The 18,759-nt window shown below is 62.7% G+C and carries 14 protein-coding genes; 10 read left to right on the top strand and 4 right to left on the bottom strand.

Annotated features, from left to right (window positions below):
- Positions 1-62: 62 nt before the first annotated feature.
- The 3 genes from pepN to QU481_RS03450 all read left to right on the top strand — a co-directional run bounded on the left by pepN (position 63) and on the right by QU481_RS03450 (position 4,897).
- Positions 63-2,699 (top strand): aminopeptidase N, encoded by a 2,637-nt coding sequence (gene pepN / locus QU481_RS03440; RefSeq protein ID WP_289828495.1) that lies wholly within the window; start codon positions 63-65, stop codon positions 2,697-2,699.
- 117 nt (positions 2,700-2,816) lie between these two features.
- On the top strand, positions 2,817-3,749 hold the full coding sequence (locus QU481_RS03445; RefSeq protein WP_289828496.1) for a DMT family transporter: 933 nt from the start codon (positions 2,817-2,819) through the stop codon (positions 3,747-3,749).
- A gap of 227 nt (positions 3,750-3,976) precedes the next feature.
- A complete protein-coding gene (locus QU481_RS03450; RefSeq protein WP_289828497.1) occupies positions 3,977-4,897 on the top strand; it encodes an alpha/beta fold hydrolase in 921 nt (306 codons plus the stop codon).
- Between the two features lie 80 nt (positions 4,898-4,977).
- On the opposite strand, the gene iclR is transcribed toward QU481_RS03450, so the two are convergent.
- Positions 4,978-5,832, bottom strand: coding sequence for a glyoxylate bypass operon transcriptional repressor IclR (iclR, locus tag QU481_RS03455; protein ID WP_289828498.1), 855 nt, complete (start codon positions 5,830-5,832; stop codon positions 4,978-4,980).
- 345 nt (positions 5,833-6,177) lie between these two features.
- Here iclR and gcl point away from each other — a divergent pair, with 345 nt between their 5' ends.
- The 5 genes from gcl (at position 6,178) to ggt (ending at position 13,265) form a co-directional block, all read left to right on the top strand.
- Complete coding sequence (gene gcl / locus QU481_RS03460; protein WP_289828499.1) at positions 6,178-7,923, top strand: glyoxylate carboligase; 1,746 nt, start codon at positions 6,178-6,180, stop codon at positions 7,921-7,923.
- A 75-nt stretch (positions 7,924-7,998) separates the two neighbouring features.
- The gene (gene hyi, locus QU481_RS03465; RefSeq protein WP_289828500.1) at positions 7,999-8,778 is read left to right on the top strand and encodes a hydroxypyruvate isomerase; all 780 of its coding nucleotides are present in this window, start codon (positions 7,999-8,001) and stop codon (positions 8,776-8,778) included.
- A 40-nt stretch (positions 8,779-8,818) separates the two neighbouring features.
- Entirely contained in the window at positions 8,819-9,706 is an 888-nt protein-coding gene (locus tag QU481_RS03470) for a 2-hydroxy-3-oxopropionate reductase (protein WP_289828501.1), read from the top strand.
- A 124-nt stretch (positions 9,707-9,830) separates the two neighbouring features.
- On the top strand, positions 9,831-11,141 hold the full coding sequence (locus QU481_RS03475; RefSeq protein WP_289828502.1) for a glycerate kinase type-2 family protein: 1,311 nt from the start codon (positions 9,831-9,833) through the stop codon (positions 11,139-11,141).
- Between the two features lie 363 nt (positions 11,142-11,504).
- Positions 11,505-13,265 (top strand): gamma-glutamyltransferase, encoded by a 1,761-nt coding sequence (ggt, locus tag QU481_RS03480; RefSeq protein WP_289828503.1) that lies wholly within the window; start codon positions 11,505-11,507, stop codon positions 13,263-13,265.
- A 149-nt stretch (positions 13,266-13,414) separates the two neighbouring features.
- Here ggt and pyk read toward each other — a convergent pair whose 3' ends face one another.
- From pyk to uraH, 3 genes are all read right to left on the bottom strand, one after another.
- The gene (gene pyk, locus QU481_RS03485) at positions 13,415-14,845 is read right to left on the bottom strand and encodes a pyruvate kinase (RefSeq protein ID WP_289828504.1); all 1,431 of its coding nucleotides are present in this window, start codon (positions 14,843-14,845) and stop codon (positions 13,415-13,417) included.
- 80 nt (positions 14,846-14,925) lie between these two features.
- Positions 14,926-16,188, bottom strand: a complete 1,263-nt coding sequence (locus QU481_RS03490) for a urate hydroxylase PuuD (protein WP_289828505.1) — start codon at positions 16,186-16,188, stop codon at positions 14,926-14,928.
- Between the two features lie 334 nt (positions 16,189-16,522).
- Complete coding sequence (gene uraH / locus QU481_RS03495; protein WP_289828506.1) at positions 16,523-16,876, bottom strand: hydroxyisourate hydrolase; 354 nt, start codon at positions 16,874-16,876, stop codon at positions 16,523-16,525.
- Positions 16,877-17,043: 167 nt separating this feature from the next.
- Between uraH and QU481_RS03500 the strand changes: the two genes are divergently transcribed.
- Entirely contained in the window at positions 17,044-17,802 is a 759-nt protein-coding gene (locus QU481_RS03500) for a GntR family transcriptional regulator (protein ID WP_289828507.1), read from the top strand.
- Positions 17,803-17,827: 25 nt separating this feature from the next.
- Positions 17,828-18,751, top strand: a complete 924-nt coding sequence (gene puuE, locus QU481_RS03505) for an allantoinase PuuE (RefSeq protein WP_289828508.1) — start codon at positions 17,828-17,830, stop codon at positions 18,749-18,751.
- Positions 18,752-18,759: the final 8 nt, after the last annotated feature.

Consider the following 18,759-nt stretch of genomic DNA (forward strand, 5'->3'; position numbering starts at 1 on the left):
CTCTGTACCCGGCCGCTCGCGTAGCGGCGCCGGGCATGTAACTGTGAGAAGAAGAGTACGCGATGGCCAAGCACGATACCTCCACGCCTCAAGTCCACTACCTCAAGGACTACACTCCTCCGTCCTATCTGATCGATAAGGTCGACCTGACTTTTGACATCCAGGACGAAGCCACCCGCGTCAAATCGCGGCTGGTGCTCAGTCGCCATCCCCAGGCGGCGGCAAGTGGCGAACTGGTGCTGCACGGATCGGCCCGGCTGCTCAGCCTGACGCTCGATGGCGACAGGTTGGCCGAAGACCGCTTCCGTCTGGAAGAGGACCTGCTGACGCTGACCGGCTTGCCGGACGGCTTCATCCTCGAAGTGGAAACCGAACTGGAGCCGGCGAGCAACGCCTCGCTGATGGGCTTGTATGCCAGCAACGGCAACCTGTTCACCCAGTGCGAACCCGAGGGCTTCCGCAAGATCACCTACTACCTTGATCGCCCGGACGTGATGTCCAAGTTCACCACCACCATCGTTGCCGACAAGAACAAGTACCCGGTACTGCTCTCGAACGGCAACAAGGTGGGTGAGGGCATGCTCGACAAGAAGCGCCACTGGGTGAAGTGGGTCGACCCCTACCGAAAGCCGTCCTACCTGTTCGCGCTGGTGGCCGGCAAGCTGGCGGTGCTGAAGGACCGCTTCGTTACCCAGAGCGGCCGCGCCGTGGCGCTGGAGATCTGGACCGAGCCGGCCGACCAGGACAAGGCCGCGCACGCGATGGCGTCGCTGAAGCGCGCGATGAAGTGGGACGAGGACCGCTTCGACCTCGAATACGATCTCGACATCTACATGATCGTGGCCGTCGGTGACTTCAACATGGGGGCGATGGAAAACAAGGGCCTCAACATCTTCAACACCAAGTACGTGCTGGCGCGCAAGGACACGGCCACCGACACCGATTTTGAAGGTGTCGAGGCGGTGATCGGCCACGAGTACTTCCACAACTGGACCGGCAACCGCGTCACCTGCCGCGACTGGTTCCAGCTGTCGTTGAAGGAAGGCCTGACGGTGTTCCGCGACCAGGAGTTTTCGGCCGACATGACCAGCCGCGCGGTCAAGCGCATCGAGGACGTGAAGCAGCTGCGCGCGATGCAGTTCCCGGAGGATGCCGGCCCGACCGCACATCCGATCCGTCCGGACAGCTACATCGAGATGAACAACTTCTACACCATGACGGTGTACGAGAAGGGCGCCGAAGTGGTGCGGATGTACCAGACGCTGCTCGGTCGCGACGGCTTCAAGAAGGGCATGGAGTTGTACTTCCGTCGCCATGATGGCCAAGCGGTTACCTGCGACGACTTCCGCGCCGCAATGGCCGACGCCAACGGCGTCAACCTCGACCAGTTCGCGTTGTGGTACAGCCAGGCTGGCACCCCGGTGCTCGATGTGACCGGCGACTACGATCCGGTCGGCCTGCGCTACACGCTGACCGTGAAGCAAAGTTGCCCGGCCACACCGGGGCAGGAACACAAGCTGCCGTTCCACATTCCGCTGGCGCTCGGCCTGGTCGGCCGTGACGGCGTTGACCTGCCGCTGCAGCTCGAAGGCGAGGACGAGCCGCAGGGCGTGAGCCGCGTGCTCGACGTGAAATCGGCCGAACAGGCGTTTACCTTCGTCAATGTCGTCACCGAGCCGGTGCCGTCGCTGTTGCGCGACTTCTCTGCGCCGGTGAAGCTCAATTTCGACTGGCGCGACGACGAGCTGGCGTTCCTGCTCGCCAACGACAGCGACCCGTTTGCGCGTTGGGAGGCTGGCCAGACGCTGGCGCAAAGGCTGCTGGTTGGCCTGTACCATGATGCACAGGCCGGCAAGCCGCTGACGCTGTCGACGACTATCGTCGACGCATTTGGCGCGGTGCTGACCGATCTGACCATCGACCCGGCGTTCAAGGCGTTGATGCTGACCCTGCCGGGCGAGGGTGAGATGCTCGAGTGGCTGGATGCGGCCGACCCGGCGCTGATCCACCAGGTTCGCGAATTCGTGCTGGTCGAGCTGGCGCAGGCGCTGCGTGGCGACTGGCACGAGGCGTTCGATCTGAATCAGACCCGCGAATACAAGCCGCAGGATGCCGACAAGCGTGCGCTGAAGAACCTTGCGCTGGCAATGCTCAACCGCCTGCCTGACGACTGGCCGCAGGAAGCGGCGAAGAAGCAATGCTTCGGCGCCGACAACATGACCGACCAGATGGGGGCGCTGGTGGCGTTGAAGGACTGCGATACCGACGCGCGTACCGAATGCTTCGAGGCGTTTGACGAGCGCTGGGCCGACGATGCGCTGGTGATGGACAAGTATTTCGCGCTGATCGCTTCAAGCCAGCTGTCGTGCACGCTGGAACATGTGCAGAACGCGCTGGAACACCCGGCGTTCTCGCTGAAGAATCCGAACAAGGCGCGTTCGCTGATCGGCACCTTCGGTCGCAACCTGCCGCTCTTCCACGCTGCAGACGGCTCTGGCTATCGCTTCGTCGCCGACCAGGTGCTGGCGATCGACGCGTTCAACCCGCAGGTGGCAAGCCGGCTGGTTCAGGCGTTCAACCGCTGGAAGAAGGTCGAGCCGGCGCGCCAGGCGCTGATGAGGGCCGAGCTGGAACGTATCCACGGTTCGGATGGCCTGTCCAAGGACGTCTACGAAATCGTCTCGAAGAACCTGGGCTGAACCTGAGGCGGGCGATGGCCCGCCGCTGACCAAGACGGCCCGGCATCTGCCGGGCCGTTGTTTTGTGTCCAGTTAAATTAATTGTCATAAGCGGCCGTCGACCAAGGGGAGGAAGTGATGACGATGGGCAAGGGGCGGGCCGGCACACTGTTGCTGCTGGTTGCGCTGTGGGGCATCTGGGGCTACACCTGGGTGCTGTCGAAGGTCGCGCTGGCCTACGTCGGACCGATCGATTTAGTGCTGCTGCGGGGTGCGCTCGGGCTGGCGACACTGCTGGCCTGCTTGCTGCTCAGCGGTCGGCGATTGACCCCACCGCCGTTACTGCCGACCTTCTGGCTCGGCGTGACGCAGACTTTCGGCTTCAATGTCTTGTCCAGCTTGGCACTATTGAGTGGCGGTGCCGGCAAGGTGTCGGTGCTGACCTATACCATGCCGTTCTGGACGGTGTTGCTGGCTCAGGCCTGTCTTGGGGAACGAGTACGCCAGCCACAATGGCTGGCCCTCACCATCGCGCTGGCGGGGCTCATCGGTGTGCTCGAGCCGTGGCATGGCATGACGCTGAGGTTGGCCGAAATACTGGCGGTCGGTACCGGGCTCTCTTGGGCGATCGCGAACATCCTCGCCAAGCGAATGCGCATTCGTCAGCCGCGCCTCGATGTGCTCAACCTGACCTTCTGGCAGATGCTGTTCGGCTACCTGCCCATGCTGCTGGTGGCCTGCTGGCTGCCGCAGCGCACGATCGACTGGTCGCCGACGCTGCTGACGGTGCTGGTGTTCACCGGCATCGGCGCCTCGGGGTTGGGCTGGCTGCTGTGGATGATCCTGCTCGGCCGGCTCAGTGCCGGCACTGCTAGCCTCAACATCCTGGCGGTGCCGACGGTCGCGGTGGCACTGTCGGCTTGGCAATTGAACGAGTGGCCTCGTCCGGCCGAGGCGGCCGGCATGGGGTTGATCGCTATCGCGCTGGCACTGCTGGCAGGGAGCACGCTGTGGCAGGAGTGGCGCGAGCGGCGTCTGGCGCCGTGTGGTGAACTGGTCTCGATGAAGTAGGGCGGGCCAGGCAGGATCCGGATTTGACGAGGCCGGCCCGGCCGCGTCTAGGTATCTGCGCTGACCTGCCTCAACGTTCCTCGCCGCGGGCTGGCCAAGCGTCCTCCCCCCCCTCCATTTGCTAGTGGCGGCATGTCGACTTGACGCGTTCATTCCATCCAGTAATGATTCAAGCGTTTGCTTGATTTTCTGCGCAAGACGGCTGACGCACGAATACGAGGATGGGGATGGAGATTCAGGAAAGCGATCTGTGGGTGCCGGTTGGCAGCGGAGGCGACCGACTCTACATCAGGAGGCTACAGGGCTCGGTCAACGGCGAAGCCGTGCTGATGGTGCACGGGGTGATGGCAAATGGGCGCATTTTCTACACTGACAGCGGCAAGGGCTTGGCGCCATTTCTGGCGCGCGCCGGTTTTGATGTGTACGTTGCCGATCTGCGCGGTCGTGGTCGCAGCACGCCGAAGATCGATCGCCAGGCCCGCCACGGCCAGACCGAGATTATCCGCGAAGATATCCCGGCGCTGTTCGAGGCGATCCGTCGTGAACGAGGCGAGGTGCCGGTGCACTGTCTGGCCCACTCCTGGGGCGGGGTGCATATGACTAGCAGCCTGCTTTGGCAGCCGGCGCTGATCGAGCGAGTGAAATCCTGCGTCTGGTTCGGCAGCAAGCGCAGCATCCGCGTGTTCAACCTCAACAAGCTGTTCGAGGTCGACCTGTTGTGGAACCGCATCGCCCGCTGGGTGATCCGCCGCTATGGCTATCTGCCGGCGACGCGGATGCGCCTCGGTGCCGACGACGAAACCGACCGCAGTCACTACCAGAGCATGCAGTGGGCCAAGCCGCTACCCTGGGTGGACGACGATGGCTTCAACTATGCCAACGCGGCACGCCGCCACCCGCTGCCGCCGACGCTGTACTTCGCCGCCCAGAACGACCCCTGCCGCGGCCATCCGCATGATGTTGCGCGCTTTCGCGACGAGTGCGCCGCGCCGCTCGGCGTGGTGCACCGGCTCGGCCGCGCCACTGGTCATCGCCACGATTACGACCATGTGTCGCTGCTGACCCATCCGGACGCGCCGGACGACCACTTCCCGTTGGTGCTGGACTGGTTGGCCGGTCGCTACGAGACGGTGGCGGAGCGCCGCTGAGCCCGCTTCGGCCAAGCTGTTGCCAAAACAAAACAGCCCGCCCGGTTTCCCGGACGGGCTGTCGTCATTGGGCCGTACGCTCAGGCCGCCTGGGCGACCGGGCGCGGATGGCCGCTGTAGGCGAGGGTGATGTCCTCGGCTGCCTGTACCACCAGCGAGCCCAGGTGCACGACGCGCTCGTCTGGGATGCGCGACTTCGGGCCGGACACCGAGACCGCCGCGAACGGCTCCTTGTTCTCGTTGTAGATGCACGCCGCCACGCAACGCAGGCCGACTGCGTGCTCCTCGTCGTCGAACGAGTAGCCCTGGCGGCGGATGCGCGCCAGTTCTTCCTTCAGGCGGGCCGGGGTGTTGATCGTGCTGTCGGTGTACTGCGGCAGGCCGGTTTTGTGCAGTACGCGCGTCACTTCCACGTCGTCCAGCGTGGCGAGGAAGGCCTTGCCACCACCGGAGGCGTGCATCGGCAGGCGCCCGCCAATCGGTGCCAGCATTCGCATCAGTTCGCGGCACTGCACCTGGCCGATCATCACTGCCTGGCATTCTTCGTCGTCGAACACCAGAAGGTTGGCGGTCTCGCCGGACTGTTCCATCAGGCGGCGCAGGATCGGGTGTGCGATCGACATCAGGTCGCGGCTGCCGAGGAAGCCGCTGCCCACGGTGAATGCCCGCACGCCGATCGTCCACAGGCCCAGGTCGCCGACCTGCTGCACGAAGCCCATCTGTTGCATCGTGGTCAGCAGGCGGTGCGTGGTCGAGTTGGGCAGCCCGACTTGCAGCGCGAGGTCGGTCAGCGTGACCCCTGCCGGAGATTCGGTAATGCGTTCCATCAGCAACAGGCCGCGGGTCAGCGACTGTACCTGGCCGACGCTCGATGTGGTGCCGTCGGCGGGCCGCCCGCGTGGGTTTCGCTTGGTAGCCGTAGTGCCGTTTGCCATCTACTCAGCTCTCGTCAAAGTTGGACAGAATCCCCTCGTCATCGACTGGAAAGGCCTTTCGATCAAAGGGGTGGACTGGTTTCGGCCATTTTAGCACGGCTGGCCACGACATTTTGTGCCGCTTATCGCTCCTTGCACAACGCGCTTGATACTTTGGGAGCTAAGTCCGTATTTACATCACTCTGTAACACGCTAAAAGTATAGCTCTACATAGAGTTTTGCAAAAAAATGGAATCTGTTTCCGAAATAATTTGACACCTGTTGGCGGTTGCGGGATAGTGACATCCGAGATTCAGAAACCTTTCGCCAAATCATGCGCGGATAACGTGTGAGGGAGATCACAGCATGGCCAAGATGAGAGCAATTGAAGCAGCCGTTCACGTGCTGCGTAAGGAAGGCGTTGACATCGCGTTCGGCGTGCCAGGTGCAGCCATCAACCCTTTGTATGCGGCAATGAAGAAAGTCGGTGGCATTGACCACGTGCTGGCTCGCCACGTTGAGGGCGCCTCGCACATGGCCGAGGGTTACACCCGCGCCAATCCGGGCAACATCGGTATTTGTATCGGTACCTCCGGCCCGGCCGGCACCGACATGATCACCGGCCTGTACTCTGCGTCGGCTGACTCGATCCCCATCCTGTGTATCACTGGCCAAGCACCGCGTGCTCGTATGCACAAGGAAGACTTCCAGGCCGTGGACATCAAGGAAATCGCCAAGCCGGTTTCCAAGTGGGCCACCACCGTGATGGAGCCGGCCCAGGTGCCGCGCGCCTTCCAGCAAGCATTCCACGTGATGCGTTCGGGCCGTCCGGGTCCGGTGCTGATCGACCTGCCGTTCGACGTGCAGATGGCCGAGATCGAATTCGATCCGGACACCTACGAACCGCTGGCCGCCTACAAGCCGACCGCTTCGCGTGCCCAGGTTGAAAAGGCACTGTCGTTCCTGCTCGAATCCGAGCGTCCGCTGATCGTGTCCGGCGGTGGCGTGATCAACGCCGATGCGGCTGCGCTGCTGACCGAGTTCGCCGAGATCGTCAACGTGCCGGTGATCCCGACCCTGATGGGCTGGGGCACCATTCCGGACGACCACCCGCTGATGGCCGGTATGGTCGGTCTGCAGACCTCACACCGCTACGGCAACGCCACCTTGCTCGAGTCCGACTTCGTGTTTGGTATCGGTAACCGTTGGGCCAACCGCCACACCGGTTCGGTCGACGTGTACACCAAGGGCCGCAAGTTCGTACACATCGACATCGAGCCGACCCAGATCGGCCGCGTGTTCTCGCCGGACTACGGCATCGTGTCCGACGCCAAGGCCGCGCTGCAGCTGCTGGTTGAAGTGGCCAAGGAATGGAAAGCCGCTGGCCGTCTGCCGGATCGCAAGGCCTGGGTAGAGTCCTGCCAGACCCGCAAGCGCACCATGCTGCGCAAGTCGGATTACGACAACGTGCCGGTCAAGCCGATGCGCGTGTACGAAGAAATGAACAAGTTCTTCGGCAAGAACGCTCGCTACGTGTCGACCATCGGTCTGTCGCAAATCGCCGCGGCCCAGTTCCTGCACGTCTATAAAGACCGCAACTGGATCAACTGCGGCCAAGCCGGCCCGCTGGGCTGGACCGTTCCGGCTGCGATCGGTACCAAAGTGGCTGACCGTTCGGCCGACGTGGTGGCGATCTCGGGCGACTATGACTTCCAGTTCATGATCGAAGAACTGGCCGTTGGCGCACAGTTCAAGGTGCCGTACATCCACGTGGTGGTGAACAACAGCTACCTGGGTCTGATCCGTCAGGCGCAGCGCATGTTCGACATCGACTACCAAGTGCAGCTGTCGTTCGAGAACGTCAACTCGCCGGAGCTGGGCGCCTACGGCGTCGACCACGTCAAAGTGGTGGAAGGCCTGGGTTGTAAGGCCATCCGCGTGACCGACCCGAACAAGATCGGCGATGCCTTCGCCGAAGCCCGCCGCCTGATGGCCGAATTCTCGGTGCCGGTTGTGGTCGAAGTAATCCTGGAGCGCGTGACGAACATCGCCATGGGCACCGAGATCAACGCGATCACCGAGTTCGAAGACGTGCTCGACCTGCCGGTCTAAGCATCACAAGCAATACTAAAGAGGCAGACTCCGCGATCCGGGGTCTGCCGTCGTAGCGAGTAGAAGGAGAGTGCCATGCCGAAGTTTGCTGCCAACCTGACCATGCTGTTCAACGAAGTCGACTTCGTGTCGCGCTTCGAGGCAGCCTCCAAAGCCGGTTTCACCGGTGTGGAATACCTGTTCCCGTATGACTTCGACAAGAACCTGTTGGCCGAACAGCTCGACAAGTTCAAGTTGAAGCAGGTATTGCACAACCTGCCGGCCGGCAACTGGGCCGGTGGCGAGCGCGGCATCGCCTGCCTGCCGGACCGCGTCGGCGAGTTCCAGGACGGCGTCGGCCGTGCCATCGAATACGCCAAGGCGCTGGGCTGCGAGCAGGTCAACGTGCTGGCCGGTATCACCCCGCAAGGCGTTGATGCCGACAAGGTGCGCGACACCTTTGTGTCCAACATCAAATTCGCGGCTGACAAGCTCAAGGCAGAGGGGATCAAGCTGTTGATCGAAGCGATCAACACCTTCGACATTCCTGGCTTCTACGTGTCGGGCACCAAGCAGACGCTGGACCTGATCGCCGCGTCGGGTAGTGACAACATCTTCTACCAGTACGACATCTACCACATGCAGCGCATGGAAGGTGAGCTGGCCAACACCATCAAGGCCAACCTACCGAAGATCGCGCACCTGCAGCTGGCGGACAACCCGGGCCGTTTCGAGCCGGGCACTGGTGAAATCAACTACCCGTTCCTGTTCTCGTTCCTCGACGAGATTGGCTACACCGGCTGGATCGGCTGCGAATACAAGCCGAAAGCCGGCACCGTGGAAGGCCTCGGCTGGGTCAAGCCTTACCTGGCGTAACGTTCGCCTCGCTGCAATCAACCTATAAGGAAGCAAGACAATGAAAATCGGCTTTATCGGTCTTGGCATCATGGGCGCCCCGATGGCGGGCCACCTGGGCAAAGCAGGTCACGAGCTGTTCGTGCACACCATCGGCGACGTGCCGGCTTTCCTGAAGGAATACAAAGTCACCGCATGTGCTTCGGGCAAAGAAGTGGCCCAGCAGGCCGACGTGATCTTCACCATGGTGCCGGATACCCCGGACGTGGAAAAGGTGCTGTTCTCGGAAAACGGCGTGGCCGCAGGCCTGTCGGCCGGCAAGACCGTCGTCGACATGTCGTCGATCGCCCCGATCGAAACCAAGGAGTTCGCCAAGAAGGTGAACGCGCTGGGTTGCGAATACTTGGATGCGCCGGTTTCCGGCGGTGAAGTGGGCGCCAAGGCGGCTACCCTGTCGATCATGGTGGGCGGTTCGGAAGAGACCTTCGACAAGGTGCTGCCGCTGTTCCAGCTGATGGGCAAGAACATTACCCGCGTCGGTGGCAACGGTGACGGCCAGACCGCCAAGGTCGCCAACCAGATGATCGTGGCACTGACCATCGAAGCCGTGGGCGAAGCCTTGCTGTTCGCGGCTCGCGCCGGCGCCGATCCGGCCAAGGTCCGTCAGGCCCTGCTGGGTGGCTTCGCGTCGTCGAAGATCCTGGAAGTGCACGGCGAGCGCATGTACAAGCGCACCTTCGATCCGGGCTTCCGCATCACCCTGCACCAGAAGGACCTGAACCTGGCCCTGTCCAGCGCGCAGAAGATGGGCGTTGCCCTGCCGGCTACCGCCCTGGCCCAGCAGCTGTTCAACACCTGCGTGGCCAACGGTGGCGCGTCGTGGGACCACTCGGCGCTGGTACGTGCGCTCGAGAAGATGTCGAACTTCGAGATCCCGGCTCAGCAGTAAGCCCGGATCGTTCAGCAGGTTGGCCGAAAGGCCAGCCGGCTGATTCAAACGGGTTGTTCGCAGCCCGTTTCGATCAGCAAGAATATTCCCGCGTCAGACGGGCCAGAGACAGTAAGGAGACAACATGAGCCAGCCGATCACCCTCGATGCCCTGCAACGCGATCCCGCCGCGCCGCGTACCTTGCTGCGCCAGCTGTTTGATGTCGCGGTCAACACCGCCCTGCCGTACGACAGCCTGAAAAACTATCTGCCGCAACCGCCGAAGGGCCGCACCGTCGTGATCGGCGCTGGCAAGGGCGCCGCCTCGATGGCGGCCGCCCTCGAAGCTGCCTGGCCCGGCGAGCTGTCCGGCATGGTGATCACCCGCTATGCGCACACCGAGCCGACCCGCGCCATCCGCGTGGTCGAAGCGTCGCACCCGGTGCCGGATGCCGCCGGGCGCGAGGCCGCTGAACAGGTGCTCGCCTCGGTGCAGGGGCTGACCGAAGACGACCTGGTGATCTGCCTGATCTCGGGCGGCGGTTCGGCGCTGCTGTCGCTGCCGGTGCCGGAGATCCCGCTCGATGACAAGCGTGCGGTGAACAAGGCGCTGTTGAAGTCCGGCGCGGCGATCGACGAAATGAACTGCGTGCGCAAGCACCTGTCTGCTATCAAGGGCGGCCGCCTGGCCGCTGCCTGTTACCCCGCCAAGGTTGTGACCCTGGCGATTTCCGACGTGCCGGGGGACGACCCGTCGGTGATTGCTTCTGGTCCTACCGTGGCGGACCCCACCACCTTCGACGACGCCCGCGCGGTGATCGCCAAGTACGGCATCGAGCTGCCGGCGTCGGTGAAGGCCTACCTCGACAACGCGACCTCGGCGCAAGAGACCCCGAAGCCGGGCGATCCGCGCCTAGCGCATTGCGAGACCCATATCATCACCACCCCGCAGGCCAGCCTGCAGGCGGCCGCGAAGTTTGCCCGCGACATCGGCCTGAACACCATCGTGCTCGGCGACACGATCGAGGGCGAGGCCCGCGACGTGGCGCTGGTGCATGCCGGCATCGTCCGCCAGGTGGTCGGCTTCGACGAGCCGGTGCAGAAACCGGCGCTGATCCTGTCCGGCGGCGAAACCACTGTGACGGTGCGCGGTAATGGTCGCGGCGGTCGCAATGCCGAGTTCCTGCTGGCACTGGCGGTGGCGCTGAACGGCGAGAAGGGCGTCTATGCGGTCGCTTGCGACACCGACGGCATCGACGGTTCCGAAGACAACGCCGGTTGCCTGCTGTCGCCGTGCTCGATCGCCCGCGCCGCCAAGGTCGGCGTCAGTGCCAAGCAGAAGCTCGCCAACAACGACGCCTACAGCTTCTTCGAGAGCATCGACGACCTGATCGTGACCGGCCCGACCCGCACCAACGTCAACGATTTCCGCGCGATCCTGGTGCTGCCGCAATAAGTTTTTTGCCCTCGGCATGTCCCGATCTCCCTCGGGCATGCCTGTTTTACCCCCTGTTGACCCCAGCTCTGAGCTGGGGCTTTTTTTTGTCCCTTTTAGAACTCCGGTCAGGAACACTCAATAGCGGTGCCATGATCGGCTGTCGGTACCGCACTCCTTGTGATGTCTCTTCCGAAGAGGGAATCACATTGGTCTACGAGAAAGGATGGGTAAGTCGATTACGCCATACGATTACAAAAAAATAACAATATTGACTTTGGAATATATCGTCGGACAGTATGCAGGTTAACGACCCAGGCTGCGTCAGATGGCCGGGCGGCTTTGGGCGAGTTGGCAGAACTCGCCATCGACAAAGGAGAAACCATGCCATCGACGATTTCCCGACGCTTCCCTGTGCTCAGCGCACTCTCGCTGAGTCTAGCCCTGGCGCTGACGCCTGCGCTTGCCAAGGCCGAGGTCCAGCTTGCTCCGCCACTCGTCAAATACGATTACGACCAGGACATCTTCCACCCCGTCTACGCCAAGAACGGCATGGTCGCGAGCGAGCAGGAGCTGGCTACCCGCATCGGTGTCGATATCCTGAAGCGGGGTGGTAATGCCGTCGATGCCGCCGTGGCGGTCGGCTTCGCGCTGGCGGTGGTGCTGCCAAACGCAGGCAACCTGGGCGGTGGCGGCTTCATGATGTTGCACGACGCCAAGACCGGGCGGGACATTGCGCTGGATTTCCGCGAAATCGCGCCGGCGAAGGCATCCCGCGACATGTATCTGGACGAGAAGGGCAATGTGGTCGAAGGGCGCTCGCTGTATACCCACTTGGCGGTGGGCGTGCCGGGCACCGTGGCCGGGATGGAGCATGCGCTCAAGCGCTGGGGCACGATGAAGCTCGCCGACGTGACTGCGCCGGCGATCAGGCTGGCCGAGCAAGGGATCATAGTCAGCCCGACACTCGGACAGATGATGGAAGTGGAGAAGGAGAACCTCGGCAAATGGCCGAGCACCCGCGCGGTGTTCTTCAAGGACGGCCGGCCGCTGCGCGCCGGCGAGCGGCTGGTGCAGAAGGATCTGGCCCGCTCGATGAAGCTGATCGCCCAGCACGGCGCCAAGGTGCTCTACGAGGGAGAGATCGGCGACAAGATCGTCGCCGAGATGGCACAGCACGGCGGGCTGATCGGCAAGGCAGACCTGAAGAACTACAAGGTCGTCGAGCGCGAGCCGGTGAGCGGGGAATACCGGGGCTACAAGGTGGTGTCGATGCCGCCACCAAGTTCCGGCGGGGTTCACATCATCCAGATCCTCAACCTGCTTGAGCGCTATCCGTTGTCCCAGTACGGCTTGAACAGCGCCCAGAGCATCCATTACCTGGCCGAGTCGATGAAGCTGGCCTACGCCGACCGTGCGGAATACCTGGGGGATCCGGGTTTCGTGAAGGTGCCGGTCAAGGGGCTGACGTCGAAGCGTTACGCTGACGAGCTGGCGAAGAAGATCGACCCGGTCAAGGTGCTGCCGGCCGCGGCGATCAAGCCGGGCAAGCCGCAGCCGTATGAGAGCGACCAGACCACGCACTTCTCCATCGTCGACGGCAAGGGCAACGCGGTGGCGATCACTTACACGCTGAACCTCAACTTCGGCAGCGGCATCGTCGCCAAGGGCACCGGTATCCTGCTCAACGACGAGATGGATGACTTCTCGTCCAAGCCGGGGGTGCCGAACGCCTACGGCCTGATCGGCGGCGAGGCCAACGCCATCCAGCCTGGCAAGCGGCCGCTGTCGTCGATGTCGCCGACGCTGGTGCTGAAGAACGGCAAGCCGTGGCTGGTGACCGGCAGTCCCGGTGGTGCGCGCATCATCACCACGACGCTGCAGACCATCGTCGACGCGATCGATTTCGGCCTGAACCCGGCCGAATCGGCGTCCACGCCACGGGTGCATCACCAGTGGTTGCCGGACGAATTGCGTGTCGAAAAAGGGCTGAGCCCGGATACGCTGAAGATTCTTCGTGACCAGGGCTACAAGGTGGCGGAGAAGCCGACGATGGGCCGTACCCAGACCATCCAGGTGCGTGACGATGGCCTGTACGGCTATTCGGACCCGCGCAACCCGGACGGGGCCACGGCCGGCTTTTGATCGCCGAGTCGACACGTCTGCACGATAAAGCCCCCGATAGGGGGCTTTATCGTATCAGAGTTGTTCAGCGACGGCGGGCCATGTCAGCGTAGGCCGAAAAAAAACCGGCGCAAGCGCCGGTTACAAGAGAGGACCCATCATCGTTGTGATCAGCGGGAGTATTCACCCACCCGCACGATCAGCATGGTGTTGGTGCCGCCGGGCTTGCCCAGCGGTTCACCGATCGTCATCAACAGCAGGTCGCCGCGCTGCACCGCGCCGTGTTCGAGCAGCGCGCGCTCGGCTTGGGCCAGCGCCGCTTCGCGGTTGGTCGGGATCGCATCAGTCTTCAGCGGGAATACATCTCGGAAGATGCTCACCTTGCGGCGGGTCGATTCTTCCGGGGTGACCGCGTAGATCGGCACGCCGCTGTCCACGCGGCTCATCCACTGGGTGGTCGAACCGGACTGGGTGAGGGCTGCGATCGCTTTCACGCCGATGTGCTGCGCGGTGAACAGCGCCGCCATCGCGATCGACTGGTCGATCTGGCTCTGCTCACGGTTGAGCAGTTCCTCGTCCAGGCTGTTGACGTAGGACTTTTCCGCCTCGGCGCAGACGCGCGCCATCGCTTCGACCGTCTCCACCGGGTATTGGCCGGCAGCGCTTTCGGCCGACAGCATCACCGCGTCGGTGCCGTCCAGCACCGCGTTGGCCACGTCGGACACTTCGGCGCGGGTCGGGATCGGGGCGGTGATCATCGACTCCATCATCTGGGTCGCGGTGATCGCAAACTTGTTGTGCAGGCGGGCTTCGCGAATCATGCGCTTCTGCAGTGCCGGCACGGCTGCGTCGCCTACTTCGACTGCCAGGTCGCCGCGGGCGACCATGATGCCGTCCGAGGCCAGCAGGATGTCGGTGAGGTTGGTGATCGCCTCTGTGCGTTCGATCTTGGCAACCAGGAGCGCGTGGCCGTTCGCTTCGGCGACCAGGTTGCGCGCTTCACGCATATCGTCGCCCGATTTCGGGAACGACACGGCGATGTAGTCGGCGGCCAGGGCAACGGCGGTCTTCAGATCCTGCTTGTCCTTGACGGTCAGCGCCGGGGCCGACAGGCCGCCGCCTTGCTGGTTGATGCCCTTGTTGTTGGACAGCTTGCCGCCAATGCGCACCACGGTGTGGATCTCGTCGCCGTCGACACGCTCGACGTCGAGCACGATGCGACCGTCGTCGAGCAGCAGAACGGCGCCAGTTTGCACGTCGCGCGGCAGGTTCTTGTAGTCGAGACCGACACGCTCCTGATTGCCCAGTTCACATTGTGCGTCGAGGATGAAGCGATCGCCCTTGGCGAGCTGGATGGCGCCGTCAGCGAACTTGCCGACACGGATCTTCGGGCCTTGCAGGTCGGCGAGGATGCCGACGGTGCGGCCAACATTCTCTGCGGCTTGACGGGCAAGGGCAGCGCGGGCGATGTGGTCATCGGCGGTGCCGTGCGAGAAGTTCAGCCGGACGACGTTGACGCCAGCCGAGATCATGCGTTCAAGCGTGGACAGGTCGTTGCTGGCAGGGCCGAGCGTGGCGACGATCTTGGTGCCTCGGAACATGGTGTATCTCCTCGTTATTTTATCGAACGGCCAACCGGGGAGCCCCGATTGGCCGTACCAAGGCGCTACGTTAGACCGACTTAGTTACCGCTCCATTGCGCGATGACTGCGCGCTCGTCGTCGGTCATCTTGGTCATGTTGGCCAGCGGCATGTACTTCGATGCCACGACCTGTTTGATGCGAGCCGCATGCGACTTTACTTCTGCCGGGTTATCCAGATGGATACCGGCCGGGGCCGAGGCAAAGCCCGGCTGGGTCGGTTTGGCGGCGTGACAAGCAGTACAACGGGTGGTCAGGATGCCGTCCACCTTGTTGAAGGTCACATCCTTGCTGTCGCCGGATGCTGCTGCGGTGGCGGCGGCAGGAGCGGTGACAGTGCTGTCGGCCTTGGCAACCGGAGTCGTGTCAGCAGGCTTCGGTGCGGCGATGAATGCCACCACGGCCAGGACCGCGGTACCCAGCGCCGGCAGGGCGATCAGGTTCTTACCCTGGTGACGCAGTACGAAGTACTGACGGATCAGCGCGCCGGACACGATCAGCAGCGACATGATGATCCAGGCGTTTTCGTTGCTGTACGTGAACGAGTAGTGGTTGCTGAGCATCAGCAGCACGACCGGCAGCGTGAAGTAGGTGTTGTGCACCGAGCGCTGTTTGCCGCGCTTGCCGTCCAGCGGGTTCGGAGTACGGCCGGCTTTGATGTCCTCGACCATGCGACGCTGACCCGGGATGATCCAGAAGAACACGTTGGCCGACATGCTGGTGGCCATCACGGCGCCGGTCAGAAGGAAGGCGGCACGGCCCTGGAAGATGTGGCAGGTCAGGTAGGCCACCACGATCACCATCACGGCAACGGCGATACTCAGTACGCCATCGCGATCCATGTTCGGGCTGATGCGACGGCACAGTTGGTCATACACAAGCCAGCCGCCAAGCAGGAAGGCCACGGCAACCACGCCGGCTTCCGGACCGGACATCTTGGCCGCCCACTCCCACGAGCTGCTCGGGTTCACCAGGTAGATGCTGGCATTGGCTAGGTACAGCAGCGAGAACAGTGCGAAGCCGGACAGCCAAGTGGTGTAGGACTTCCAGAACGACCAGTGCAGGTCTTCGTTCAGTTCGAACGGCGGGTTGGTCAGGAATTTCTGGTTGTGATAGAAGCCGCCGCCGTGCACGGCGAACATTTCACCGAACACACCGCGTTTCTTGCTGGCCTCATCCTTCGGTGCATGCAGGCTGTTGTCCAGCATCACGAAGTAGATCGACTCACCGATCCAGGAGATGGCAGCGATGACATGCAACCAGCGTAGCAGCAGGTTGGCGAACTCAAGCAGGTAGTTTTCCATGGTGTTGAATCTCGATGGTTCCTAAGAATCAGCGGCCGCTGTTATGGGGGTTAGTCCACGGCGTCACTACCTGCGGCACATGGTAGTTCTCGCTGGCCCCGGCCGTTGGCCAAGGCTCAGCACCACCTGGTTGACGAAGCACGGTTCGCGAACCGTTCTTCCTCCTTGTAGGCGAGGTCATCGCCCGTATGGAGCGCCAGTTCGTCTCGTCACTTTTTCAGGCTGTTTGGCCTTCAGGCAGTGGCTCGTCGCTCCGGCTGTCTAGGTCAGATGAGCTTCGGTCGGCTTACTGCGCCGGCCGTCCTTCATCTACCGAATCACAATCTCTTAAATCTTAGCTACCGCGGTAGGTGGAGTAGGTCCACGGCGTTACAACCAGCGGCACATGGTAGTTCTCGCTGGCATTGGCAATACCGAAGCGCAGTACCACCTGGTCGACGAAGCGCGGTTCGGGAACCGATACCCCTTTGCGGGCGAAGTAGTCGCCCACGTGGAACACCAGTTCGTACACGCCGACCTTCAGGCTGTCGCCCTCCAGCAGCGGCTTGTCGGACCGGCCGTCCTGGTTGGTGTGGATTTCGGTCACCTTGCTGCGCTGGCCGTCCTCTACCTTATAGAGTTCGCAGAGCACTTCTGCGGCGGGTTTGCCGTGCATGGTGTCCAACACGTGCGTCGACAGCTTGCCCATCTCTTTCTCTCCTGTTCCTGTGCTTCCGCGACCACCGGTCGGTCCTTGTTGCGGTCGCACAAAAATTGTTAACAATTTGTGTTGACGATATTGTCCGACGACACCAATAATTGTCAACAAAATTTTGGAAACGTTTCCCGATTAGCGGAAACGTAACGGGGCAGAAGATGAGCGAAGCTTTTGAAGCAGCAGACGTGCAGACGATGGCGGCGGAGTCGTCCGTTTCCTCGCGATTGCTGGAATTGGCCGAACCTGCCAATGAAGTCGACCGCATCTACTCGGAGATCTTCGATGCGGTGATCGACCACCGTCTACTGCCCGGCGTCAAGCTGACCGAGGCGGTGCTGTGCGATGTGTTCCATTGCTCGCGCGGTACGGTGCGCGCCGCGCTGGCGCGCTTGGCGCACGACAAGATCGTCGAGCTGCTGCCGAACCGGGGTGCCTTTGTCGCGACGCCCGACCTGAAAGAAACCCGCGATGTGTTCGAGGCGCGCCGGATGGTCGAGGGTGCCATTCTCGACAAGCTGCTGACGCTGCCGGATCTGCCGTTGCGCCTGTTGCCGCTGCGCCAGATGGTGGAGGAGGAGCGTGCCGCGTTCAGCCGCAAGGATCGGGTCACCTGGATCCGCCTCTCCAACGCCTTTCACGTGCAGTTGGCCAAATTGGCCGACAACGAGGTGCTGACTGATCTGATGCGCAGCCTCGCCTCGCGTACTTCTCTGATCATTGCGCTCTACGACGTGCCGGGCCGCAGTGCCTGCTCGTTCGACGAGCACGACCGCATTCTTGCCAGCCTCGAGGCGCGCGATCGCGCCGGTGTGCTGGACGCGATGAATCATCACCTGCAGGACTGCGAGCGTCGCTTGCGTTTCGAAGACGATGGCATGCAGGCAGACCTCAGGGCTGTTTTCAACCTGAAGCGTTGAGCCCAAGAGATAAAGGAAGCCCAAGATGAGCAAGCAATACCCACGCGACCTGGTCGGCTACGGCCGCAATGTTCCGCAAGCCAACTGGCCGGGCAATGCCCGCATCGCGCTGCAGTTCGTCCTCAACTACGAAGAGGGCGGCGAGAACTGTGTGCTGCACGGTGACAAGGCGTCGGAACAATTCCTGTCCGAGATCGTCGGCGCGGCGGCCTACGAAGACCGTCACATGTCGATGGAGTCGATCTACGAATACGGCTCTCGTGCCGGTGTATGGCGCATCCTGAACGAATTCGAAGGTCGCGGCTGGCCGCTGACCATCTTCGGCGTAGCCACCGCGCTGCAGCGTCACCCGGAAGTGGCCAAGGCCTTCGTCGAAGGCGGCCACGAGATCGCCTGCCACGGACTGAAGTGGATTCACTATCAGCACATCGACAAGGAAACCGAGCGCCAGCACATGAAGGAAGCCATGCAGATCATCAAGGATCTGCTCGGCGTGACGCCGGAGGGCTGGTACACCGGCCGCGACAGCCCGAATACCCGCCAACTGGTGGTCGAGCACGGCGGCTTCGCCTACGACTCCGACTACTACGGCGATGACCTGCCGTTCTGGAGCGAAGTGGAGCTGTCCGACGGCAGCACCAAGCCGCATCTGGTCGTGCCGTATACCCTCGACACCAACGACATGCGCTTTGCGACCCCGCAGGGCTTCAACACCGGCGAGCACTTCTACCAATACCTGAAGGACGCTTTCGACGTGCTCTACGCCGAGGGCGAGACCGCACCGAAGATGCTGTCCATCGGCATGCACTGCCGCCTGCTCGGCCGCCCGGGCCGCTTCGCCGCCTTCCGCCGCTTCCTCGACTACGTGGCCAGCCACGAGCAGGTCTGGGTGGCGCGCCGCATTGATATCGCACGGCACTGGGCTGAAACCCATCCGTACAGCAAATAAGACCAGGA

The organism is Crenobacter oryzisoli (assembly GCF_030385785.1).
GTDB classification, from domain to species: Bacteria; Pseudomonadota; Gammaproteobacteria; order Burkholderiales; family Chromobacteriaceae; genus Crenobacter_A; species Crenobacter_A oryzisoli.